The following is a 21,537-nucleotide window of genomic DNA, read 5'->3' on the forward strand; positions in this document are numbered from 1 at the left end:
AGAGCAGGATGAAATTCAGTGAAAAGTGGCTGCGCGGTTGGGTCAACCCGCAGGTATCCCGTGACGAGCTGGTAGCCCGTCTGTCGATGGCCGGTCTGGAAGTCGACAGTGTGACGCCGGCCGCCGGTCAATTCAGCGGCATCGTGGTGGGCGAGGTGCTGAGCACCGAGCAGCACCCGGATGCCGACAAGCTGCGTGTTTGCCAGGTGAGCAACGGCAGCGAGACCTTCCAGGTTGTGTGTGGTGCACCAAACGTGCGCCCCGGCCTGAAGATTCCGTTCGCCATGATCGGCGCCGAGCTGCCGGGCGACTTCAAGATCAAGAAGGCCAAGCTGCGTGGCGTCGAGTCCAACGGCATGCTGTGCTCGGCGTCCGAGCTGCAGATCAGCGACGATAACGACGGCCTGCTGGAGTTGGCCGCCGATGCTCCGGTTGGCCAGGACATCCGTGAGTATCTGGATCTGGATGACGCCAGCATCGAGGTCGACTTGACCCCGAACCGCGGTGACTGCCTGTCCCTGGCTGGCCTGGCGCGGGAAGTGGGTGCCTTGTACGCCGCTCCGGTCACCCGCCCAGTGGTGCCGGTCGTTGCCTCGGCTCATGACGAAGTTCGCCCGGTCGACGTGCTTGCCCCGGCGGCATGCCCACGCTACCTGGGCCGGGTTATCCGCAATGTCGACCTGTCGCGCCCAACCCCGCTGTGGATGGTGGAGCGCCTGCGTCGTGCTGACGTGCGCAGCATCGATGCGGCTGTCGACATCACCAACTATGTAATGCTCGAACTGGGCCAGCCGCTGCACGCATTCGACCTCGCCGAGATCAATGGCGGCATTCGTGTGCGCATGGCCGAAGAGGGCGAGAAGCTGGTCCTGCTCGACGGCCAGGAAGTCACCCTGCGCGCCGACACCCTGGTCATCGCTGACCACAGCCGTGCCCTGGCCATTGCCGGCGTGATGGGTGGCGAGCACAGCGGTGTATCCGCGACCACCCGCGACATCTTCCTTGAAAGCGCGTTCTTCGAACCGATTTCGGTCGCCGGTAAAGCCCGTTCCTACGGCCTGCACACCGATGCCTCGCATCGTTACGAGCGCGGTGTTGACTCGCAGTTGGCCCGTGAAGCCATGGAGCGTGCCACTGGCCTGTTGCTGGAGATTGTCGGCGGTGAAGCCGGTCCGATCATCGAAGCTGTCAGCGAGCAGCATCTGCCCAGGATCGCACCGGTCACGCTGCGCGCCGAGCGCATCACCCAGATGCTGGGCATGGAAATGGCCAGCGGCGAAGTTGAGCAACTGCTCAATGCCCTGGGCTTGAAAACCACGGCAGCAGAAGGGCAATGGCTGGTCGAAGTACCAAGCCATCGCTTCGATATCAGCCTGGAAGTCGATCTGATCGAAGAGCTGGGTCGTCTTTACGGCTACAACCGTCTGCCTGTTCGCTACCCGCAGGCGCGCCTGGCACCGCAAGCCCGCGCCGAGTCCCGTGGCGAGCTGCCGGCACTGCGTCGTCTGCTGGTCGCCCGTGGCTACCAGGAAGCGATCACCTACAGCTTCATCGATCCGAAACTGTTCGAGCTGTTCACGCCGGGCGTAGAGCCATTGCTGCTGGCCAACCCGATTTCCAGTGACATGGCAGCCATGCGCGCGTCCTTGTGGCCGGGTCTGGTCAAGGCGCTGCAGCACAACCTCAACCGCCAGCAGGACCGCGTGCGCCTGTTCGAAAGCGGCCTGCGTTTCGTGGGGCAACTCGAGGGTCTGCAGCAGCAGCCGATGCTGGCTGGCGTGGTCTGCGGCAGTCGCCTGCCGGAAGGCTGGGCCAATGGTCGCGAGAGCATCGACTTCTTCGACGTGAAGGCGGATGTCGAGGCTTTGCTGAATTCGTCCGGCTCGCTGAGCGAATTCACCTTCGTTGCTGGCAAGCACCCGGCGCTGCATCCGGGCCAGACCGCACGCATCGAACGCGCTGGTCGTGAAGTGGGTTACCTGGGGGCTCTGCATCCGGAATTGGCCAAGATGTTGGGTCTTGATCGCACCGTCTATCTCTTCGAGCTGGTTCTGGACGAGGTCGTGGAGGGTCGCCTGCCGAAGTTCCACGAACTGTCGAAGTTCCCGGAAGTGCGCCGTGACCTGGCCTTGATTGCAGGTCGTGATGTTGCTTCGAATGCGGTTCTTGAAGTGATTCGTGACAATGCGGGCGAGTGGCTCACAGACCTCAGGCTGTTTGATGTCTATCAGGGTAAAGGTATTGATCCTGATAGAAAAAGCCTGGCGGTCGGCTTGACCTGGCAGCATCCATCGCGCACTCTTAACGACGATGAGGTGAACGCCACGCTCCAGACGATCCTCACCTCGCTCGAACAAAGGTTGAACACCACGTTAAGGAAATAGCGTATGGGTGCTCTGACGAAAGCTGAGATGGCAGAACGGCTGTACGAGGAGCTGGGCCTGAACAAGCGAGAAGCCAAGGAGTTGGTTGAGCTGTTCTTTGAGGAAATCAGGCACGCTCTCGAAGACAACGAGCAGGTGAAATTGTCAGGATTCGGCAATTTCGACCTGCGCGACAAGCGCCAGCGTCCGGGACGCAACCCGAAAACGGGTGAAGAAATCCCGATCACCGCACGTCGTGTCGTCACCTTTCGTCCAGGGCAGAAACTGAAGGCCCGGGTTGAGGCTTATGCTGGAACCAAGTCATAACGACGAGCTCCCGCCCATCCCGGGTAAACGCTACTTCACCATTGGTGAAGTGAGCGAGCTCTGCGCAGTCAAACCTCATGTGCTGCGCTATTGGGAGCAGGAGTTTCCCCAGCTCAACCCGGTCAAGCGCCGCGGAAACCGCCGCTATTATCAGCGCCAGGATGTGCTGATGATCCGTCAGATCCGCGCCTTGCTGTACGACCAGGGTTTCACCATCGGAGGCGCGAGGCTGCGCCTTTCCAGTGATGAGGCCAAGGACGATACCACCCAGTACAAGCAACTCATTCGGCAAATGATCTCCGAGCTGGAAGATGTGCTGGTGGTTCTGAAGAAGTGACCTGCGCACAATTTTGATCAGGGTTGTGAAAATAATCCTTCCAAAATTCAAAAGCTTAAGGTAGATTCTTCGACGTTCTCAGCAATACCGAGAACACGTTCGGGGCGTAGCGCAGCCCGGTAGCGCACTTGCATGGGGTGCAAGGGGTCGAGTGTTCGAATCACTCCGTCCCGACCAAAAATCCCTAAAAAATCCAGGTACTGTGAAGTACCTGGATTTTTTTTGTCCGCGCGTTGGCACAGCGTGCCTGGGCAACGCGGTTGGTGGCACAAGTCTTTTAGAGAATGTCAGCGTCTGACGCGAAGTAAGCGCCGACGGCGATGGAGGACGGTGCTGCGGTGACCCAGGAAGGTTGCCATCCTGTGGCGTCACGAGGCGGGGAGGTTAGGGCGGAAGAGGCGCATCCCTGCGCGTTGAAGCGGTTGCTCAGAAGCTGTACTTGGCCGTCAGCATCATGTTGCGAGGTGTGCCGTAGGTGTCGCCGCCGTAAAGCACGGAGCTGGAGATGGACGAGTAATACTTGCGGTCGAAGATGTTGTTGGCATTGAGCTGCAGGTCGAGGTTCTGGTTCACCTGGTAACCCGCCATCAGGTCGGTAACGGCATAGGCCCCTTGCTGCAGGCGATAGCTGCCGCCGCTGGCGGTGGTGATGTCGTTGTACATGCGGCTCTGCCAGTAGACGTTGCCACCCACCCGCAGTTTTTCCAGCGGACCCTGGAACCGGTACACCGTGGAGACCTTGAACAGGTGCTCCGGCAAGTCGGTGGTCAGGCGCTGGTTCTCTCTTTGCGGATTAGCCTCGTCTTTCAGGTAGTGGGTGCGGGCATAGGTATAGCCGCCGCCCACTTGCCAGTTTTCGGTCAGTGCACCTTGCAGTTCCAGCTCGATGCCCTGGCTGCGAACCTCGCCCGACGCTTCGTAGCAGTTCGTTGGGTCCACGCATCCGGAGATATCGGTCAGCGCGACGGCACGGTTTTCCTGGTCGACCCGGAACAGCGCCAGCGTGGCATTCAGCCCGCCGTCGAAGTATTCACCCTTGACGCCAATCTCGTAGTTCTTGCCAACGATCGGTTCGATCAGGCTACCGGAGGCGGTCTTGTAGCTCTGCGGCGTGAAGATGTCGCTGTAGCTGACATAGACCGAATGATGATCGTCCAGATCGTAGATCAGGCCGGCGTAGCGGGTGACGTTACGGGTGACTTTGTAATCGGACTCCGAGCTTTCCTTGTCGTCGTAGTCGTACCAGTCCAGGCGTGCGCCGAGTATCAGTTTCAGCGGGTCGGCCAGGCTAAGGCGGGTGGTGGCGTAGACGCCTTCCTGCGTGGTGACGGTCCTGCTGTTGCCGGTGTGGACGAAGTCCGGCTTGCTGGCAGAGAGCGGCCAGTACATGTCATAGGGGCTGTAGTTGTGGGTGGTCATGTCGAAGATGCGCTTGCTGGCGCCCACCACCAGTTCATGGGTACGGCCGAAGGCCTCGAACGGGCCGCTGGCAAAGGCGTCCACGCCCGCCTGGTTTTCGTCATGCGCCGACTGGTAGACGGTGCGCCCCAGGCTCAGGTCGCTGGCCCAGCGCGATTGGTAGGAGCCCGAGAACATCGCGTTCTGCTCGGTGTAGGACGCATTGACCTGCAGCTTCCAGTCATTGGCCAGGCGCTGGCGCACCTCTGCAAACACCGTGTTGATCTCCTGATCCTTGTTCTCCCAGTCAGTACCCGGGTTGTAGGACCGCGGCAGATCCAGATGATGGCCGTCGAGACCGACCATCGCGGCGCCCCAGAAGTAGTTGGTCTTGTCCTTCTGATGGGAGAAACCGAGCGACAGGGTGGTGTCGTCACTCAGGTCTGCTTCGGTAATCGCATAGAACAGGCCGTGATCTTCTTCGGCGTTGTCGACAAAACTGTTGGCGTCGCGGTACGACGTCACCACACGGCCGCGCAGGGTGCCACTGTCATTCAGCGGGCTTGAGGCGTCGATCTCGCCACGGTAATCGTCCCAACTGCCTGCGGCACCGGTGAGGGTGACTTTCTGTTCGGCCAGCGGGCGCTTGCGCACCAGGTTGATGGCCGCCGACGGATTGCCGGAGCCCGTGACCAGGCCAGTGGCGCCGCGCACGATCTCGACGCGGTCGAACATCGCCAGGTTCGGCTGAGCGCCGACGGTCCAACCCTCGTAGGTGCTCGGGATGCCGTCATACATCAGGTTGTCGATATCGAAACCGCGGGACGAATAGGTCTGCCGGCCCGGGCCGCTGGACTGACTGAGGAACAACCCCGGGGAGTATTTCACCACGTCGTTGATGCTGGTCATCGCCTGGTCATCCATGCGCTGACGGGTGATGACCGTGGTGGCCTGTGGCGTTTCGCGCATGGTCATCGGCAGTTTGGTTGCGGTGGACATGGCGCCGGTGGTGTAGGACTCCGTGCCCTCGGTGGTAGTACCCAGCCGCGTATTGGCGATCTCGGTCGCGCCCAGCTCGATTGGTGCAGCATTGGGGTTGTCTTTCTGCTCCTTGCCATCGTCGGCCAGGGCCGGGGTCAGGGTCGCCATGCAGATGGCTGCGGCCAGCAGGCTGCGAGATGCAGCGAAGTAGAGCGGGGGAGCGAGGCACGACATGGAGCAGTCCTTATTGGTAAATAGAATGCTTATGAGAATATTTACCAATAACTGTGTCAAGATTTGTCTTTACGAAGTCTCCGTCCATACGTGGGCAGCCGCAGGTTTATGTGATACACATGATCTTGTTTATAGTTAAATTGTGTGTCGTTAAAAGCCTTGCTCTTCCCGAAATTAGATAATATGTTAATCAAAAAATAATTCCCGGAGGCGCCATGTTCCTGCCATCGAGCGAGCAGATCGGATTCGAACGCTGGTGCCAGTCCCTGCGCAGTATCTGCGGCAACTTCAGCACCTTGCCTTCCAGCCTGACCCGCCACTTCATCGGTGAAATTCACAGCCAGACCATTGGCGCGCTGGACACCGCCCATATCCGCACCAACGCTCGCTTGATCAGCCGCGAACTGATCGGCGTCGACAGCGACGACAGCCATTGTTTCCTCATCTACCAGCGCAGCGGCCGCCAGCGTATTCGCCAGGCGGGTATGGAAGTGGAACTCGGGCCGGAGGACATCGCCCTGGTGGATTCGGCAAGGCTGTTCGAGATCGAGCCGCTGGGGCTGGTGGAGAACGTGTCGGTGCACCTGTCGCGGGAGATCGTCACCCGTCAGTTCAAGGGCGATAACCTGTTCGGAAAGCTCTCACGAAATAATGTCTCCAGTCGCATGGTGCGTTCGCTGGTGCAGTCGATCGGCATGCTCGGGGACGGTGCTGCCAACGGCGAAGACGGTCAGGCGATCCAGAGCGCGCTGGTCTCCCTGGTGTTGCCGGCGATGTCGGGGCAGTCACAAGGGCGGGAGCACTTGCTGGAAAGCAACAGTCTCTTCTCCACGGCGTTGCGCCTGGTTGATGAGTCCTTGCAGGATGTCGATCTCGGCCCTGCGTACCTGGCGGATCAATTGCACACTTCTGTGCGCAGCCTTTACCGATTGTTCGAGGAACACGGTGAAAGCGTCTCGCGCTATATCCTTCGGACCCGGCTGACGAAGGTGGCCCATGACCTGTGCTGTCAGACGCTGCGCAGCCAGTCCATCACCCAGATCGCTTTCAAGTGGGGCTTCGTCGATGTCGCCCATTTCAGCCGGGCGTTCAAGCGTCAGTTCGAGGTTTCGCCCCGTGATTACAGGGCCCACGCCTTCCAGGAATAGTCCTGCGGCAGTGGCAGAAAATGCCAACTGGATTGGCGGTCACAGTCAAGCGCGCTTCCCTCGCAAATTCTCTAATACCCCTACGTAGCGCAAAGCCTGCTATTGCGTGACCCGCGGGGGCAGCCTGTCCCGCGGGCGCATAACAACAATAAATGTGTCGCTGGAGTCCGAAACACATGAAAACCCTCTTTCTGCTGGCGGGTCTCCCGTTGTTGCTGTCGTCCCTGCATGCCTCGGCTGCCGACAACACGCACCCTGCCCAGGTCGACGCGAAACGCCTGACCAACGCCAATCTCGAACCCGGCAACTGGATGAGCCACGGTCGAACCTATGACGAGCAACGCTACAGCCCGCTCACTGCTGTCAACGACAAGAACGTCAACCAGCTCGGCATGGCCTGGACCACCCGCCTGGATATCGACAGCGGCACCGAAGCCACGCCGCTGGTGGTCGACGGCGTGATGTACACCACCGGTGCCTTCAGCATCGTTTACGCGATGAACGCCGCCACCGGCGAGCTGCTGTGGAAATACGATCCGAAAGTGCCGCCCGAGAACCTCAGCCAGGGTTGCTGCGGTCCGGTCAACCGCGGCGTCGCGGTGTGGAACGGCAAGGTCTACCTCGGCAGCTTCGACGGCCGCCTGATCGCCCTCGATGCGGCGAACGGCAAGGAAGTCTGGACGGTGGACACCATCATCGACCGCAGCAAGAGCTACTCCATCACCGGCGCGCCGCGCATCGTCAAAGGCAAGGTACTGATCGGCAACGGCGGCGCCGAGTTTGGCGTGCGCGGCTACGTCACCGCCTACGATGCCGAGACCGGCAAGGAAGCCTGGCGCTTCTACACCGTGCCGGGCGATCCGAAGCTGCCGCCGGAAAGCCCGGCGATGGCCATGGCCCTGAAAACCTGGACCGGTGACGACTGGGTGAAGTGGGGTGGTGGCGGCACGGCCTGGGACTCCATGGCCTACGACCCCGATCTCGACCTGCTCTACATCGGCACCGGCAACGGTTCACCCTGGAACTACCAGTTCCGTAGCCAGGGCAAGGGCGACAACCTGTTCGTCTCGTCGATCCTGGCCCTGCGCCCGGAGACTGGCGAATACGTCTGGCACTACCAGGTCACGCCCCAGGATCGTTGGGACTACACCGCAACCCAGCACATCATCCTTGCCGACATCAAGATCGACGGCCAGGTACGCAAGGTGCTGATGCAGGCGCCGAAAAACGGCTTCTTCTATGTGCTCGACCGCACCAACGGCAAACTGCTGTCGGCGAAAAACTACGTCCCGGTGAACTGGGCCAGCGAGATCGATCTGAAGACCGGTCGCCCGGTACTCACCGGTGCCGCGGACTACTCCAAGGAGCCGAAGGTCGTTCAGCCAAGTTTCCTGGGTGGTCATAACTGGCATCCGATGTCCTACAGCCCGAACACCGGTTACGTGTACATCCCGGCGCAGCACACCCTGGCCGAGCTGAAGGCGGCGAAGGAACCTATGTTCTTCCCGAACAAATCCGTCCTCAACTTCGGACTGGACGTACCCGACCTGCCGGAAGATCCGAAGACCTTCAAGCAGATCCGCGATGCCTGGACCGGCGAATTGATCGCCTGGGACCCGGTCAAGCAAGCGCCGGCCTGGAAGCAGGAATACGCCAGCGCCGGCAACGGCGGCACCCTGGCGACCGCCGGTAACCTAGTGTTCCAGGGCACGGCGGACGGTCGGGTGGTGGCCTACAGCGCCGACAAGGGCGAGAAGCTGTGGGAACACCGGGCCAACTCCGGGGTGATGGCCGGGCCGATCACCTACACCGTCGGTGACGATCAGTACGTGGCGTTTTCAGTCGGCTGGGGCGGGATTCTTCCGCTGCTGACCGGCTCGCTGACCAACAAGGCCAAGGTGCAATCGGAGTCGCGGATCATCGCCTTCAAGCTCGGCGCCAAGGGTGAGTTGCCACCGCCACGCCAGGCACCGGTGTTCCCCAATGTCGAGCTGGAACTCACGGCCACGCCCGAGCAACTGGTCCAGGCCCGTAATATGTTCAATGGCCTGTGCGCTGGTTGCCACGGCCTCAACGCCGTCGCCGGTGGCGTGGTGCCCGACCTGCGCTACCTGACCAAGGACAAGCACGCGGCCTTCCCGGCGTTCGTCAGCGGTGCGCTGATCAACCGCGGCATGCCGAACTTCTCCGACATCCTCAAGCGCGAGGACATGGAGTTGATCCGCCAGTACCTGGTCAAGCGCACCCACGACCTGCAGGCCGACCTCAAGGCCAGCGCCGCGCAGTAACGCCGTCGTCAACCCGAACCTGCCTTGGCGGCCCCTGAACGGGGGCTGCCCGGGCCTCTGCACGCCAACAAAAACAACAACGAGAGTTCACCATGAAGATCATCAGCCCTTCGATCCTGACGGCCGGCCTGACGCTGTTCGGCGTTTCCCTCAGTGCGCTGGCCGACGTCAAGCCCGACCCCGGCGACTACACCGCCTTGCCCAAAGGCACCGACGTGGTTGTGCTCTACCAGCAGAATCCGCGCGGTGACAAGGTCTACTCCGGCGGCAAGAAAGTCGCCGACGACCTCGACCTCGACATGACCGTCGGCGTCCTGCGTCTGATCCACTTCACCGACTTCTTCGGCACGGGTTACACCTGGGATCCGCAGATCGTCATCCCCTTCGGCCAGCAGGATATCGGCGCTACCCATACGAAGAATTCAGGCCTGGGCGACATCACCTTCGGCGGCACCCTGTGGACCATCGGCGACCTCGAGCGCAACGAGCACCTGGGCTGGTCGGTGTTCTTCACCGCGCCCACCGGCAGTGACAAGAACGAAGGCTTCGCCCTCAGCAACAACCGCTGGGCCGTGGACTTCCAGGTCGGCTACATCAAGGGCCTGACCGACAAGATCACCTGGGATGTGATCGCCGAGGCCGAGTTCTACCAGGACCAGCGTTCGACCGATGCGAAAAAGGACACGCTGCTGCAACTGCACAACCACCTGCGCTACAACTTCACCCAGGACACCTACGCGGCCATCAGCTACCGGCACAACTGGGGCGGCCGCGAGACCCTGGATGGCGTGACCCTGGCCACCAGCCGCGACAACGGCACCGTCGGCTTCACCGTGGCGACCATGCTCAACAAGCAACTGCAGGGCATGGCGCAGGTGATGCACGACACCTCGGTGCGCGAAGGGGTGAAGATCGACAATTCGCTGCAGTTCCGCCTCGCGTATTTCTACTGATCCGGACGCGGGGGCCGCTGTGCGGCCCTTTGCGAGCAATCTGCGACTTTCGACTGTCCCACTTTAGTACCCCTGACGTCTGACTCCCGCTCAATAGCCACCTGCCTGTCCATCTGCGATGGTCCGGTCTATCGAGCACTCAAGCCATGCGCCACCGCGGCTCCTGACGGGAAATCACATGAACAATAACGAGCGGCAACGCGCTGCACATCGCCGTGCGGCCTTTGGCGCACTTCTGCTGACCACCACCGGCGCGCTGGCCGAATCTGCCGTCGATGTCGACCCCACAGTCATCAGCGCCACGCGCACGGGCGATGAATGGGCCAAGGCGGCGTTGTCCGCCAGTGTGGTCGACGCCAACGACTCACGCGGCGATCAGGCTCTGACCCTGGGCAACCTGCTCTCCAGCGTGCCCGGCGTCGTGGTGCAGAGCCGGTACAACGCAGCCCAGGGCCTGCGTCCGGCAATCCGCGGTTTCGGCTCGCGCTCCAGCTTCGGCGTACGTGGCATTCGTGTGCTGGTCGATGGCGTGCCGCTGACCATGCCGGATGGCCAGACCGAACTGGACGGCTTCGACATCGGTCTGGTGGAACGAATGGAAGTCCTTCGCGGCCCGGCCGCTGTGCTCTACGGTAACGGTGCGGGCGGCGTGCTGGCGATCAACACCCGCGAACCAGGCGACCAGCCGGGCGTGTCCGGCGACTTCAGCGTTGGCAGTAACGGGTATCGCCGGCAGAGCATCGAGGCCAATGGCACCGAGGGGGATTTCGGCGCACTGGCAGCGGTGAGCTCCACGCAAATGGACGGCTATCGCGACCATGCCACCAGCGAGGCCAACAACTTTACCGGCAAGTTGCGCTGGTGGGCCGAGACCGGGCGGCTGGGCCTCACGATGCATGCGCTGGACAACCGCTCGGAAGACCCGGGCGGCCTGACCCTCGACCAGGCTCGCGCCGATCGCGATCAGGCCCGTCCGCAAAGCCTGAGCTTCGATTCCGATGAACGCATCAGGCAACAGCGTCTGTCGCTGGTCTGGGATGGCCAGGCCCTGGGCGAAGACACCTATCAACTGCGCAGCTATGTCGGCCAGCGCGATTTCGAAAACCGCCTGCCGCTCGCGGCCAATGGCCAGACCAGCTACGAGCGCCTGTTCGGTGGGGTCGGTGGCCATTACAGCCATGTCGCCGACTGGTTCGGGCTCAAGCACAAACTCACGGTGGGCGCCGACCTTGAGTCCCTGCGCGACGACCGCGACCGCAATAACAACATCATTGGCGGCAACAAGGGTGCACTCACGTCCCGTCAGCGTGAAGAGGCTCGCAGCCTCGGGCTGTTCATCGAGAACCAGACCGAGCTAGGCGACAGCTGGATGCTCAGCCTCGGCCTGCGTCACGATGCGGTGCGCCTGAGCGTCGACGATCGCTTCCTGCGTGATGGTGATGATTCCGGTGAACGCACCCTGCGCGACCTCAACTACAGCGCCGGTCTCAGCTACCGGCTGGATCCGTACCACACCCTCTACGCCCGGGTTGCCACTTCGTTCGAGACCCCGACCGTCAGCGAGCTGGCCAACCCCAATGGCGGCGGTTTCAACAGCAGCCTGGAGCCCGCCGAAGCGCTCAACCAGGAAATCGGCTTCAAGGGCGAGACCGCCCACTGGCGCTACGAGGCCGTGGTCTACCGCATCGATACCCGCGACGAACTGGTGCCCTACGTCGATGGCCGCACCTTCTACCGCAATGCGGGTTCCACCCGTCGCGATGGACTGGAACTGAGCGCTCGCTGGCAGCCGGACGATCATTGGCAACTGAGCACCGCCTACAGCCTCAACGACTACAGCTACCGCAGCTTCGATGGCGCCGATGGCAAGCGCCTCCCGGGCATCCCGGTGCAGAGCCTGTTCGGTGAGCTGAGCTACAGCCGCGACAACTGGTACGCACGGCTCAATACCTCGATCTACGACCGCCAGTACGCCGACAGCGCCAACACGGCGCGGGTCGGTGGCTATGCGGTGGTCAACCTGCGGGCGGGGATTCAGCTCAAGGGCTGGGCGGAAAATATCGAACCCTACGCAGGGCTGGATAACCTGACGGACCGCCGTTACTACGACAACCTGCGGATAAACGACAGTGCGGGTCGCTATTACGAGCCGGCACCGGGGCGCACTGGCTACGTGGGTGTGAAGGTTCGTTTCTGACTGTTGGTACCGCAGTAACGCTGTGACATACACCCGCAAGCCTGTCGCGCTTGCCGGGTGGTAATGTTCCTGGCTTTTGCGGGGATGAACGTGAACGTACTGACGAGGCAATGGATCGGTGGTTGTGTGCTGGCGCTGGCAATACCTGTTGCCCAGGCCAGCAATCCGATGAATCAGGAGATCGATGCGCTGCTGGCGTTCGTCGAAAGCAGCCAATGTCGTTTCGTGCGCAATGGCGCTGAACATGAAGGGCCGCAAGCCAGGGCCCATCTGGAGAAGAAGCGGGATTACCTGGTACGACGCGGCATGCTTCAACGAGCGGAGGACTTCATCGAACTCGGGGCTTCTCGAAGCAGCATCAGCGGCAAAGACTATGAGGTTCGTTGTCCATCCTCCGTGTTCCCGGCGCGGAATTGGCTGACGACGGAACTCGAGCGGATTCGCCGTCAGTGAGTCAAGACGTTCGACGTCGGTATCACTGTACGCGAGGCCGGTGACGACGCTCTGCTGGCAACGTTGCCCGATGCAAGGGGGCGTGTTAGAACCCGTTATCTATTCGAACTTCAAATACCCCGATGCCAAGCATTCCAAAACCCACTAGAACCCTCTTCGACCTCGACCTCCTCCGAGCGGTGGTCGTGGTCGCCGACTGCGGCAGTTTCACCACGGCCGCCTCGCGCCTGCATTCCACGCAATCCACCATCAGCCAGAAGGTTCGCCGTCTCGAAGAGATGGTCGGCCATCGCTTGCTCGAGCGCGGCAACCGCGAGGTGCTGCCCACCGATGCCGGCCAGACCCTGCTCGGCTACGCCCGTCATATGCTGGCGCTCAACGACCAGATGCTCGAGGCGCTGGCCGGGGCGACGGTGGGCGTGACGGTGCGCCTGGGCGTGCCGGAGGATTTCGTTGGTGGGCGCACGACCAATGCGTTGTCTGCCTTCAACCGCAAGCATCCGCAGGTGAAGCTGGAGGTCACCAGTGGCCTGTGCCGGGATATCAACCAGAGCTACGAGAACGGCGAGCTGGACCTGGTGTTGCTCAAGCAGCGGCGCAATGGCCGGGAAGGGGTGGTGAGCTGGCCGGAGGAACTGGCGTGGATCGACAGCGCGAAGAATCCTGCGCTGGACCTGGACCCGATTCCACTGGTGACCTTTCCGCCCCGTGGGTTGTACCGCGACGAGATCATCAGCGCAGTGGAAAGCCTCGGCCGTCGCTGGCGGATCGCCTTCACCAGTTCGAGCCTGAGCGGCATCCAGGCGGCGGTGGCCGACGGCATGGGCATCAGTCTGCTGCCGCCACGGGCGGTGACCGGGGATCATCGGGTGCTCGGCGTCGACGACGGGCTGCCGGTGGTGGACAGCTACGAAATCGTCATCGTCCATCGGCCGACGGCGGAGCCGATGGTGAAGGAGCTTGGGGCGGTGTTGGGGCGGTTGATGGATCAGCAGTGAGGGTGCTGAAGCCTCAACGTTTCCTCGCCGATTGATAAGCCTCGCCACGTTCCCGTTTGCCAACTGAAACCACTACCACCACCACCCGGTCATCTTCCACTCGGTAAACCAGACGATAGCCGGATGCTTTGAGTTTGATTTTGTAATGGCTCGGCATGTCACGCAGGGCATCGGCCTGTACGCGGGGGGATTCCAAGCGTTCTCTGAGCTTCTTCTTGATCTGTTCTCGAATGGTATGGCCGAGCTTTTCCCATTCCTTCAGCGCAGAGGGGACGAATTCAAGGCTATAGGTCATCCAGATTCACCGGGATGGTTTCCTCTCCCGCACGGGCCTTGGCAATCTCGACCAGCTCCAGGTCTTCAAGACGTTCCATCATTGACTCGTAAAGCTCAGCCGGAACCATGTAGCCCATCACGCGGTTATGGTTGAGCACCGCCACCGGCATTCCCGAAGCATTTGCCAGGACGCCGGAAGGATTCTTCTTGAGTTCGGAGACGCTCACTGCCACGTCAGCAAGAATGTTTTGCATATTCTGGTCCTCAGTTTAGGTCGTTATTTTGGTCTTGGATTCCCTGTCAGGCAAGCATTCGTAGCAACAAAAAAGTTCTTCGCGGAATGTTGGGGAGGATGGTGTGGGTGTCGGTGTCGGGTTTGCGAGATTATCCGTTCGAGGCGGCGACGCTGCCGGCCCCTACAGGCACCTCCACTCGGCCGGCTGAAGTCGCAATTGGCGGCGTCTGAACTGACGTGCATGAAGAGCAAAAGCAGAATCAAAGGTTTTGCCCCCCTTTTTCCAAGAACAAAGGGGGCCGCCGTAAAGGCGGAAGGGGCCGGCAGCGTCGCCAAATCCAATGGATAAGCTCACAAAACCGAAACCCACAAGCCCAAGCCCAAGCCCAAGCCCAAGCCCAAGCCCAAGCCCAAGCCCAAGAATTATCGCCCCGGGACACATGAAGAAAAAAGCCCGCCGGGGAGGGCGGGCTTTTCCTGTTCAGGCTGCGACAGCCCAGTGCATCAACGCTTGGGGTTCAGCGTCAGGTGCACGTTGCGGTTCACATCCTTGTACAGCAGGTAGCGGAACGGACCAGGGCCACCGGAGTAGCAGGCCTGCGGGCAGAAGGCGCGCAGCCACATGAAGTCGCCGGCTTCCACTTCGACCCAGTCCTGGTTCAGGCGGTACACCGCCTTGCCTTCCAGAACGTACAGGCCGTGTTCCATGACGTGGGTTTCCGCGAACGGAATCACGCCGCCCGGCTGGAAGGTCACGATGTTGACGTGCATGTCGTGGCGCATGTCTGCCATGTCGACGAAGCGGGTGGTGACCCAGGCGCCATCGGTGCCCGGCATCGGGATCGGGGTGATGTCCTGTTCGTTGGTGACGAACGCTTCCGGATGCGGCAGGCCTTCGACGGCTTCGTAGTGCTTGCGGATCCAGTGGAAGGTGACGTTGGCATTGCTGTTGTTGCGCAGGCTCCACTCGGCAGCCGGCGGGATGAAGGCGTAGCCGCCCGGCTTGAGGGTGTAAGGCTTGCCTTGCAGGGTGATGTCGATTTCACCTTCGACCACGAACAGTACCGCTTCGGCGTTCTTGTCCAGCTCAGGACGCTCGCTGCCGCCTTCCGGCGCCACTTCGACGATGTACTGGGAGAAGGTTTCGGCGAAACCGGACAGCGGGCGGGCGATGACCCACATGCGCATCTTGTCCCAGAACGGCAGGTGGCTGGTGACGATGTCACGCATCACGCCTTTGGGGATGACCGCGTAGGCCTCGGTGAACATCGCACGGTCGGTCAGCAGCTCGGTCTGAGCCGGGTGACCACCGTGGGGGGCGAAGTAGGTTTTCGACATGGGGAGTCTCGGGTGTTTGTTGTTGTATCCGCGGGATCGCCTGTAGGGCGGTACTACCGGGGCTTGCATACCTACAATATGAACATCGCCGCGCATCCACAAATTAAATGTTGGAATTTGTGGTATTCATTTAGTAAATGGGCTGCGCTGCCTCGCCGGTCGGGTGCACTCCCTGGCGCTCGGCCACGGCGCGCAGGGTCCTGAGGGTGATGGTCGGGGCGTCGATGACGAAGCGGTTGGCCAGCCAGGCCGGGATGTCGCCGGCGGGTTCGGCCTGCAGCTCGTAGGTCACTTCGGTTTCCCGCTCGCCGCGAGGGACCATCTTCCACAGGCCTTGCAACTGGGTGACGCGGATCTGTCCGGGTTGGCGCTCGACCATGCCGGGTACGGCGTCGAGGTGGCGGATCAGGCTGCCGTCATCAGGGCGTTCGGTGCGCACCCTGAGCACCATGTCGCGGGTGGCCGCGGGCCAGGGCAGGGCGGTGGTGAGGTAGACCCAGGTGGTGTCGTCCTTCACGGTCAGCAGGCGCATGTCGGCGCAGGCATACAGCCATTTGCAGGCGACCCGCAGGTTTTCCTGGAGGTCGCTGAGGGTGCGCACATCCGCCTTGATCACCGCCACGCCACGGAAGCTCTGGTAGTTCGAGTCGGGAACCTGGCGCAGATAGACCTGGATGCCGTCCTCGTCGCTGGCCAGGCGCCAGCTATCGTCGGCCAGGCTGGGCAGAGGCAGACATATGAGCAGCAGGATTGTCAGAAGGCCAGGGAGGCGGGGCATGGTGGAGGTCCTGGCGGAGTGGTTGATTGAGGATAGGCCAGATTCCGGAGGTGATCTCAGGGGCAACGCCGGCTCCCACCAGGGCTGTGGGAGCCGGCGTTGCCGGCGATGAGGTCACGCTGCAATCAGAACAACCACTGCACCCCCAGCGAATACCCCGCCTGATTGCCTTCATCATGGGCGAAGCGGCTGTTGGCTTCGGCGAACACGCCCAGTTGCTCGGTCACCATCAACTGCGCGCCCAGTTGTGCGCGCCCGGAGCTCTTGTCCACGGCGCTCAGGTTGGCGACCCGCACCCGGCCGTCGGCGCGGCTGGCGAGATCGATTTCATCCAGCCGTCCATCGCCAAGCTCACGCACCCAGCGCACGCTGGCGTAAGGCTTCAGTGCCATGCCACCCAGCCCGAGGCTGCCGTGCAGGCGCCAGCCGAGACTGGCTTCGAGGCTGTCGTAATCCTGCTTCTCGAAGTCCAGGGCGGTGCGCAGCGCCTCGTCTTCCTGGAAGTCGTCGATGCGGTAGTGAACGTAGTCCAGCCCGGCCACCGGACCAGTCTTGAGGTTGCCGACGCTGAAGTCGTAACCGCCCTCGGCCCGTGCGCCCCAGAACAGCGCCGAAGTATCGCCGGACAGGCGTTGATCCAGCAGCACCGGGCCGCCGTTGGCCTGGATGAACACCGAGCGCCGGGTGTCGAAACGGGTATGTCCCAGGCTCAATTCGCCGGCCAGCCACTGCGGTCCGCCGTCATTGAGCAGGCCGAACACGCCGGCCTGCCAGGTATCGCCCTCGACGCGACCGCCATGGTCGAGAGCGTCGCGGCTGCGCTCGAAGCTCAGGCTGGCACCGAGGGTGAGTGCTTCGCTCAGGCGATAGTCGCCCAGCACATGCACGCCCACGCGCTTCGATTCGGGATTGCCCGGCGCATCGAAGCCGCTGTCTGGTAATACCTCGCCTTCCACGCCCACTTCGCCGTCGAAGCTGCCCACTGCCCGCTCGCTGCCCAGCACGCTCAGCCAGCGGCGATCGTGCAGGCGGGTCATGGCCTGGTGCTGACGTTGCAACTGGTCTTCCATCTGCCGCGCCAGGGCGCCACCGGAGGCGGTGGAGGCGAGCAGGTCGGCGTTGGTCAGTTCCAGCACCAGACGGGTTAGCAACCGCGAGAAGTCGCGCAGGCGCTGTTCGATGCGTTCTTCGCCGAAGGCGCCGGTCAGCACCGCCTGGTTGTCTTCCGCCGGGTCGTGCCAGGTGGAACCGCCGGGGATCGCCGGGTTGTCGGTCTGCTCGTAACCGTCGAGGTCCCCCAGCTCCCAGTTGGTGGCCTCGATGAACAGCACGGGTACGTCGAGCCCTTCGAAGCTCTCGCCGTCGCTGCAGCAGCCGGTGCCGGCAGGGTAGTCGGCGTTGAGGCCGGGGTTGGTGAACAGGTCGATCTTCAGTTCGCTGGCGATGCGCAGCAACTGGTCGCGGTACGCCGCCAGGGCAGGATTGGCGACGGCGTTGCTGCCGGCATGGGCGTACATCTTGTCGCCGGTGATCAGACTGTCGAGGTTGATCATGCCCAGCAGGTTGGCGCGCTGGCTGTCGTCCAGGGAAGCGACGTAGGCACGGGAGCCGCGCAGGCCTTCTTCTTCGGCGCCAAAGGCGACCACTTCCAGACCATTTTCCAGGGCGATGCCGCCCAGGTTGCGCGCGATTTCCGTCAGCACCGCGGCGCCGGAGGCGTTGTCGTCGAGGCCCTGGAGCGTGGGGCGACCGTAATAGGTATCGAAGTGGGCACCAAGCACCACATAGGTGCTGTTGCTGCCGGCGGCCGAGGCAATGACGTTCTGCGAACTGCGGGTGCCGGCCCAGGTGAAGTCCTGGCGGCTGGTCTGGTAACCGAAGGCCAGCTGCGCCTGCATCCAGTCGGCGGCCCCGGCGAAGTTGGCGGTGCCGCGGTAGCGGCCGGGGTAGTCGTTGATCAGGCGGTCCAGGGTCTGTCCGGCATAATCCCCGTAGTCGTAGGCGCTGACTCCCGAGGACAGCATGAAAGATCCGAGGGCTGCGGCGATGGCGAGTGGTTTGAACACGGCACTTATCCTTATGTGTCGGTATGCGCTGGGCATCTTGGCGATGCGACGGCGTGGCGACAGCAGGAAGCGGGCCGATTTGTGACGGACTTGTGCGAATTGTCGGGTTTGGCGGTGGGGTTTGGCGGATATCTCGCCTTGGAGGGTTCACAGCTTGTAACGGTTTCAGGGGGTGAGCTGCGACATCCCGTCGCATCCGCCGGGCGCTGTGCGCTGGAACGGGTTTCCCCCCCATGACAAAATGCCGCCTCGCGAAAATCCATGAATGAACGGCCTCGCTGTGAGGCGCGTACCTTCCCCAAAGGACGGTTGCATGAATGATTTACTGACCCGGCGCACGGTTATCGCCGGGCTCGGCCTGGCGGGCTTCGCGGCCCTGACGGGCTGCGACATGTCGCCCAAGCTCGACTTCAAGTACGGCAAGGACCTGAGCAACAAGATCCTCGGCCGCTCCTTCAAACTCCAGGACGTCCACGGCGATACCTACGCGCTGTCGAGCTTCTACGGTTCGATGCCGATGGTGTTCTTCGGTTTCACCCAGTGCCCGGCGGTCTGCCCGACCACCTTGGCGCGGGCGGTGCAGATCAAGAAGCTGATGGGCCGCGACGGCGACTTCCTCAAGGTGGTGTTCATCACCCTCGACCCCGAGCGTGACACCCCGCAGGTGCTGGACGACTACGTGAAGGCTTTCGATCCGACCTTCACCGCGCTGTCCGGCACACCGGAGCAGATCGCCGCCACTGCCAAGGAATTTGGCGTGTTCTACGAGAAGGTGCCATTGGGCGATACCTACACCATCTCCCACTCGTCCACCAGCTTCGTCTTCGACTCCCGTGGTCGCCTGTACCTGGGCCTTTCCCACTCGCTGAACGCCAAGGAATGCGCCGAAGACCTGCTGACCCTCATGGAGATCTGCTGATGCGTTCCCTGTTCAAACCCGCACTTGCCGCACTGGCGCTCTGCGCGGCGGCCATGCCGGCGCTGGCGCAAACCACCGTCACCGATCCCTGGGCGCGGGCCACGGTTGCCAACCAGCCTGCTTCCGGCGCCTTCATGACCCTCACCGCCGACAGCGACAGCACGCTGGTGGAGGTGCGCTCGCCGGTGGCGAAGACCGTGCAGGTCCACGAAATGAAGATGAACGGCGACGTGATGACCATGGGCCCGGTGGATGCCCTCGCGCTGCCCGCCGGCAAGGCGGTGGTGCTGGATGACAACGGCTATCACGTCATGCTGATGGGCCTGAACCGGCAGTTGAAGGAAGGTGACCAGGTGCCGCTGACCCTGGTGGTCGAGGATGCCGACGGCAGCAAGCAGTCGATCGAGGTACAGGCGCCGGTCCGTGCCCTCAACGCTGGTGGCGGTCACGCCATGCACCACGACCACGGCAACATGTGATTCCATTTGCGGGGCAGGTGCTCTGTCCCGCTTTTTTCCCCTCGCCCCATCCCCTGGCGCACCAAAGAAACGCTCGCGGTCTTTTGCCGCCACCCGTCCGGCTGCACCAAAAAAAACCGAATCCCTCGCGCAGTGCACGCTCTGAACTCATGTACGGCATCAGTCGTGCACCCTTCGGGTTCTATGAGGTGAAAGATCATGGCTAACAACGAAAACCGCACCGGCCAGCAAGGCACCAAGCAGGGTGGCAACCAGGGCAACTTTGCCAACGATCGGGAGAAGGCTTCCGAAGCAGGCCGTAAAGGCGGCCAGCAATCGGGCGGCATGCATCAGGACAAGCAAAAAACGCCAGGCTCTTCCGACACTGGCCGCAAAGGCGGTCGTTGATACCGCCGCATCTGGCGGGGCATGAAACGTGCCCCGTCCGTCTGGCGCATCGTGGCTTCGTGCTTCGGTGCGCCGTTTGTTTTTGTGGAGAGCACTGCCATGAAAGGTGCATTCGTTATTCTGCTGACCGGCCTGCTGCTGGGCGGCTGCTTTGACAACTCCAATCATCCCGGCAAGGACTCCGACCCCAGCAAGCCGTCGCTGCAGATGCAGCAGCCGGCGCAGAGTCCGGCTTCGCAACTGGCACCGAACAAGGACAGCGACAACTGATTCACCATTGGCGAACTTGGGCTAAACCTTTTTTCCTCCTGGTCAGTCACTATTTCAAGAGCCCGGGTGCCGGGACACCAGGAGGTGACCAATGACCTTTATCTGCTTGTTGCGCGGGTGCCTGTGGCGCGCGGTGCGGACCCACGATGTCGATGAAATGGACTGCCAGTGCTGCGAGCGCTGTGGTGCACTGCGCTATCACCGGCTGGAAATGCCCCCTCGATAGGAGCTTGCCATGGCACGAGCAATCTGGAAGGGCGCGATTAGTTTCGGCCTGGTGCACATCCCGGTGGCGCTGGCCTCGGCGACCCGCAGCCAGCGGGTCGATTTCGACTGGCTGGACCAGCGCAGCATGGACCCGGTGGGCTACAAGCGGATCAACAAGGTCACCGGCAAGGAGGTCAGCAAGGAAGATATCGTCAAGGCGGTGGAATACGAGAAGGGCCGCTATGTGGTGATCAGCGAGGAGGAGATCCGCAAGGCCCGCCCCGAAGCGACCCAGACCATCGATATCTTTTCTTTCGTGGCCGCTGAAGAAATCCCCTTGCAGCAGTTCGATACGCCGTACTACCTGGCGCCGGACAAGCGGGGTGGCAAGGTCTACGCACTCTTGCGCGAGACCCTGGAAAGCACGGGCAAGGTCGCCCTGGCGACCGTGGTATTGCACACCCAGCAGCACCTGGCGATGTTGCGGCCGCTGGAGGACGCGCTGGTGCTGATCACCCTGCGCTGGCCGGACGAGGTGCGGGGTATCGACAGCCTCGAGCTGGACACCAGTGTCACGGCGGCCAAGGTCAACAAGAGCGAGTTGCAGATGGCGAAACGACTGGTCGAAGACATGAGCGGCACCTGGACGCCGGACGAGTACCAGAACGTGTTCCGCCAGACCATCATGGACCTGGTGGAAGAGAAGGCCAGCAAAGGCAAGATCAGTGTGGTGGAGCAGGCCGACGAGGCCGGCGCCGGCAAGGGCGCGGATATCATCGACCTGACCGAATTGTTGAAGCGGAGCCTGGGCGGCAAGTCGGTGAAGGCTGCTGCACCGGAGAAGAAAAAGCCGGCAGCCAGGAAAACCGGGCGCAAGGCGTCTTGAGGGACTCGAGGGCGGGGTG

General features: G+C 62.2%; 21 protein-coding genes and 1 tRNA gene. 16 read left to right on the forward strand and 6 right to left on the reverse strand.

Features of this window, described 5'->3' with window-relative positions; translation table 11 throughout:
- Window positions 1-8: 8 nt before the first annotated feature.
- From pheT to AC05QJ_RS11960, 4 genes are all read left to right on the forward strand, one after another.
- Complete coding sequence (pheT, locus tag AC05QJ_RS11945) at window positions 9-2,384, forward strand: phenylalanine--tRNA ligase subunit beta (RefSeq protein ID WP_476747047.1); 2,376 nt, start codon at window positions 9-11, stop codon at window positions 2,382-2,384.
- A 3-nt stretch (window positions 2,385-2,387) separates the two neighbouring features.
- A complete protein-coding gene (ihfA, locus tag AC05QJ_RS11950) occupies window positions 2,388-2,690 on the forward strand; it encodes an integration host factor subunit alpha (RefSeq protein ID WP_002553164.1) in 303 nt (100 codons plus the stop codon).
- Entirely contained in the window at window positions 2,671-3,027 is a 357-nt protein-coding gene (locus AC05QJ_RS11955) for a MerR family transcriptional regulator (RefSeq protein ID WP_158155781.1), read from the forward strand. The genes ihfA and AC05QJ_RS11955 overlap by 20 nt, the downstream gene beginning before the upstream one ends.
- A gap of 100 nt (window positions 3,028-3,127) precedes the next feature.
- Window positions 3,128-3,204 (forward strand) — tRNA-Pro (locus AC05QJ_RS11960).
- 249 nt (window positions 3,205-3,453) lie between these two features.
- Here AC05QJ_RS11960 and AC05QJ_RS11965 read toward each other — a convergent pair.
- A complete protein-coding gene (locus AC05QJ_RS11965) occupies window positions 3,454-5,640 on the reverse strand; it encodes a TonB-dependent siderophore receptor (RefSeq protein WP_476747048.1) in 2,187 nt (728 codons plus the stop codon).
- Between the two features lie 215 nt (window positions 5,641-5,855).
- Here AC05QJ_RS11965 and feaR point away from each other — a divergent pair, with 215 nt between their 5' ends.
- From feaR to AC05QJ_RS11995, 6 genes are all read left to right on the forward strand, one after another.
- A complete protein-coding gene (feaR, locus tag AC05QJ_RS11970; protein WP_476747049.1) occupies window positions 5,856-6,788 on the forward strand; it encodes a transcriptional regulator FeaR in 933 nt (310 codons plus the stop codon).
- Between the two features lie 176 nt (window positions 6,789-6,964).
- Entirely contained in the window at window positions 6,965-9,076 is a 2,112-nt protein-coding gene (locus AC05QJ_RS11975) for a PQQ-dependent dehydrogenase, methanol/ethanol family (RefSeq protein WP_476747050.1), read from the forward strand.
- Window positions 9,077-9,168: 92 nt separating this feature from the next.
- Window positions 9,169-10,029: a transporter gene (locus AC05QJ_RS11980; RefSeq protein WP_476747051.1), complete on the forward strand. Its 861-nt coding sequence runs from the start codon at window positions 9,169-9,171 to the stop codon at window positions 10,027-10,029.
- Window positions 10,030-10,207: 178 nt separating this feature from the next.
- The gene (locus tag AC05QJ_RS11985; RefSeq protein WP_476747052.1) at window positions 10,208-12,226 is read left to right on the forward strand and encodes a TonB-dependent receptor family protein; all 2,019 of its coding nucleotides are present in this window, start codon (window positions 10,208-10,210) and stop codon (window positions 12,224-12,226) included.
- A gap of 84 nt (window positions 12,227-12,310) precedes the next feature.
- Window positions 12,311-12,679, forward strand: a complete 369-nt coding sequence (locus AC05QJ_RS11990; protein WP_476747053.1) for a YfeK family protein — start codon at window positions 12,311-12,313, stop codon at window positions 12,677-12,679.
- Window positions 12,680-12,801: 122 nt separating this feature from the next.
- On the forward strand, window positions 12,802-13,677 hold the full coding sequence (locus AC05QJ_RS11995; protein WP_476747054.1) for a LysR substrate-binding domain-containing protein: 876 nt from the start codon (window positions 12,802-12,804) through the stop codon (window positions 13,675-13,677).
- A 13-nt stretch (window positions 13,678-13,690) separates the two neighbouring features.
- Here AC05QJ_RS11995 and AC05QJ_RS12000 read toward each other — a convergent pair whose 3' ends face one another.
- From AC05QJ_RS12000 to AC05QJ_RS12020, 5 genes are all read right to left on the reverse strand, one after another.
- The gene (locus AC05QJ_RS12000; RefSeq protein WP_476747055.1) at window positions 13,691-13,972 is read right to left on the reverse strand and encodes a type II toxin-antitoxin system RelE family toxin; all 282 of its coding nucleotides are present in this window, start codon (window positions 13,970-13,972) and stop codon (window positions 13,691-13,693) included.
- Window positions 13,962-14,207, reverse strand: a complete 246-nt coding sequence (locus tag AC05QJ_RS12005; RefSeq protein WP_476747056.1) for a type II toxin-antitoxin system prevent-host-death family antitoxin — start codon at window positions 14,205-14,207, stop codon at window positions 13,962-13,964. The genes AC05QJ_RS12000 and AC05QJ_RS12005 overlap by 11 nt, the downstream gene beginning before the upstream one ends.
- A 485-nt stretch (window positions 14,208-14,692) precedes the next feature.
- A complete protein-coding gene (locus AC05QJ_RS12010; protein ID WP_476747057.1) occupies window positions 14,693-15,526 on the reverse strand; it encodes a bifunctional allantoicase/(S)-ureidoglycine aminohydrolase in 834 nt (277 codons plus the stop codon).
- Window positions 15,527-15,656: 130 nt separating this feature from the next.
- Window positions 15,657-16,304 (reverse strand): START domain-containing protein, encoded by a 648-nt coding sequence (locus tag AC05QJ_RS12015; protein WP_476747058.1) that lies wholly within the window; start codon window positions 16,302-16,304, stop codon window positions 15,657-15,659.
- Window positions 16,305-16,429: 125 nt separating this feature from the next.
- Complete coding sequence (locus tag AC05QJ_RS12020) at window positions 16,430-18,370, reverse strand: autotransporter outer membrane beta-barrel domain-containing protein (RefSeq protein ID WP_476747059.1); 1,941 nt, start codon at window positions 18,368-18,370, stop codon at window positions 16,430-16,432.
- A gap of 313 nt (window positions 18,371-18,683) precedes the next feature.
- Between AC05QJ_RS12020 and AC05QJ_RS12025 the strand changes: the two genes are divergently transcribed.
- The 6 genes from AC05QJ_RS12025 to ku all read left to right on the forward strand — a co-directional run bounded on the left by AC05QJ_RS12025 (window position 18,684) and on the right by ku (window position 21,518).
- On the forward strand, window positions 18,684-19,289 hold the full coding sequence (locus AC05QJ_RS12025) for an SCO family protein (RefSeq protein WP_476747060.1): 606 nt from the start codon (window positions 18,684-18,686) through the stop codon (window positions 19,287-19,289).
- Window positions 19,289-19,768 carry a copper chaperone PCu(A)C gene (locus AC05QJ_RS12030; RefSeq protein ID WP_476747061.1) on the forward strand — a complete coding sequence of 160 codons (480 nt, stop codon included), beginning with the start codon at window positions 19,289-19,291 and terminating at the stop codon, window positions 19,766-19,768. Before AC05QJ_RS12025 ends, AC05QJ_RS12030 begins: the two co-directional genes overlap by 1 nt.
- A 198-nt stretch (window positions 19,769-19,966) precedes the next feature.
- Entirely contained in the window at window positions 19,967-20,155 is a 189-nt protein-coding gene (locus AC05QJ_RS12035) for a con-10 family general stress protein (protein ID WP_476747062.1), read from the forward strand.
- A gap of 99 nt (window positions 20,156-20,254) precedes the next feature.
- Window positions 20,255-20,425 (forward strand): hypothetical protein, encoded by a 171-nt coding sequence (locus tag AC05QJ_RS12040; RefSeq protein ID WP_476747063.1) that lies wholly within the window; start codon window positions 20,255-20,257, stop codon window positions 20,423-20,425.
- Between the two features lie 91 nt (window positions 20,426-20,516).
- On the forward strand, window positions 20,517-20,651 hold the full coding sequence (locus AC05QJ_RS12045) for a PSPA7_2676 family Cys-rich small protein (RefSeq protein ID WP_476747064.1): 135 nt from the start codon (window positions 20,517-20,519) through the stop codon (window positions 20,649-20,651).
- A gap of 9 nt (window positions 20,652-20,660) precedes the next feature.
- Entirely contained in the window at window positions 20,661-21,518 is an 858-nt protein-coding gene (ku, locus tag AC05QJ_RS12050) for a non-homologous end joining protein Ku (protein ID WP_476747065.1), read from the forward strand.
- Window positions 21,519-21,537 lie beyond the last annotated feature (19 nt).

It is taken from the genome of Pseudomonas sp. TUM25319, assembly GCF_056388475.1.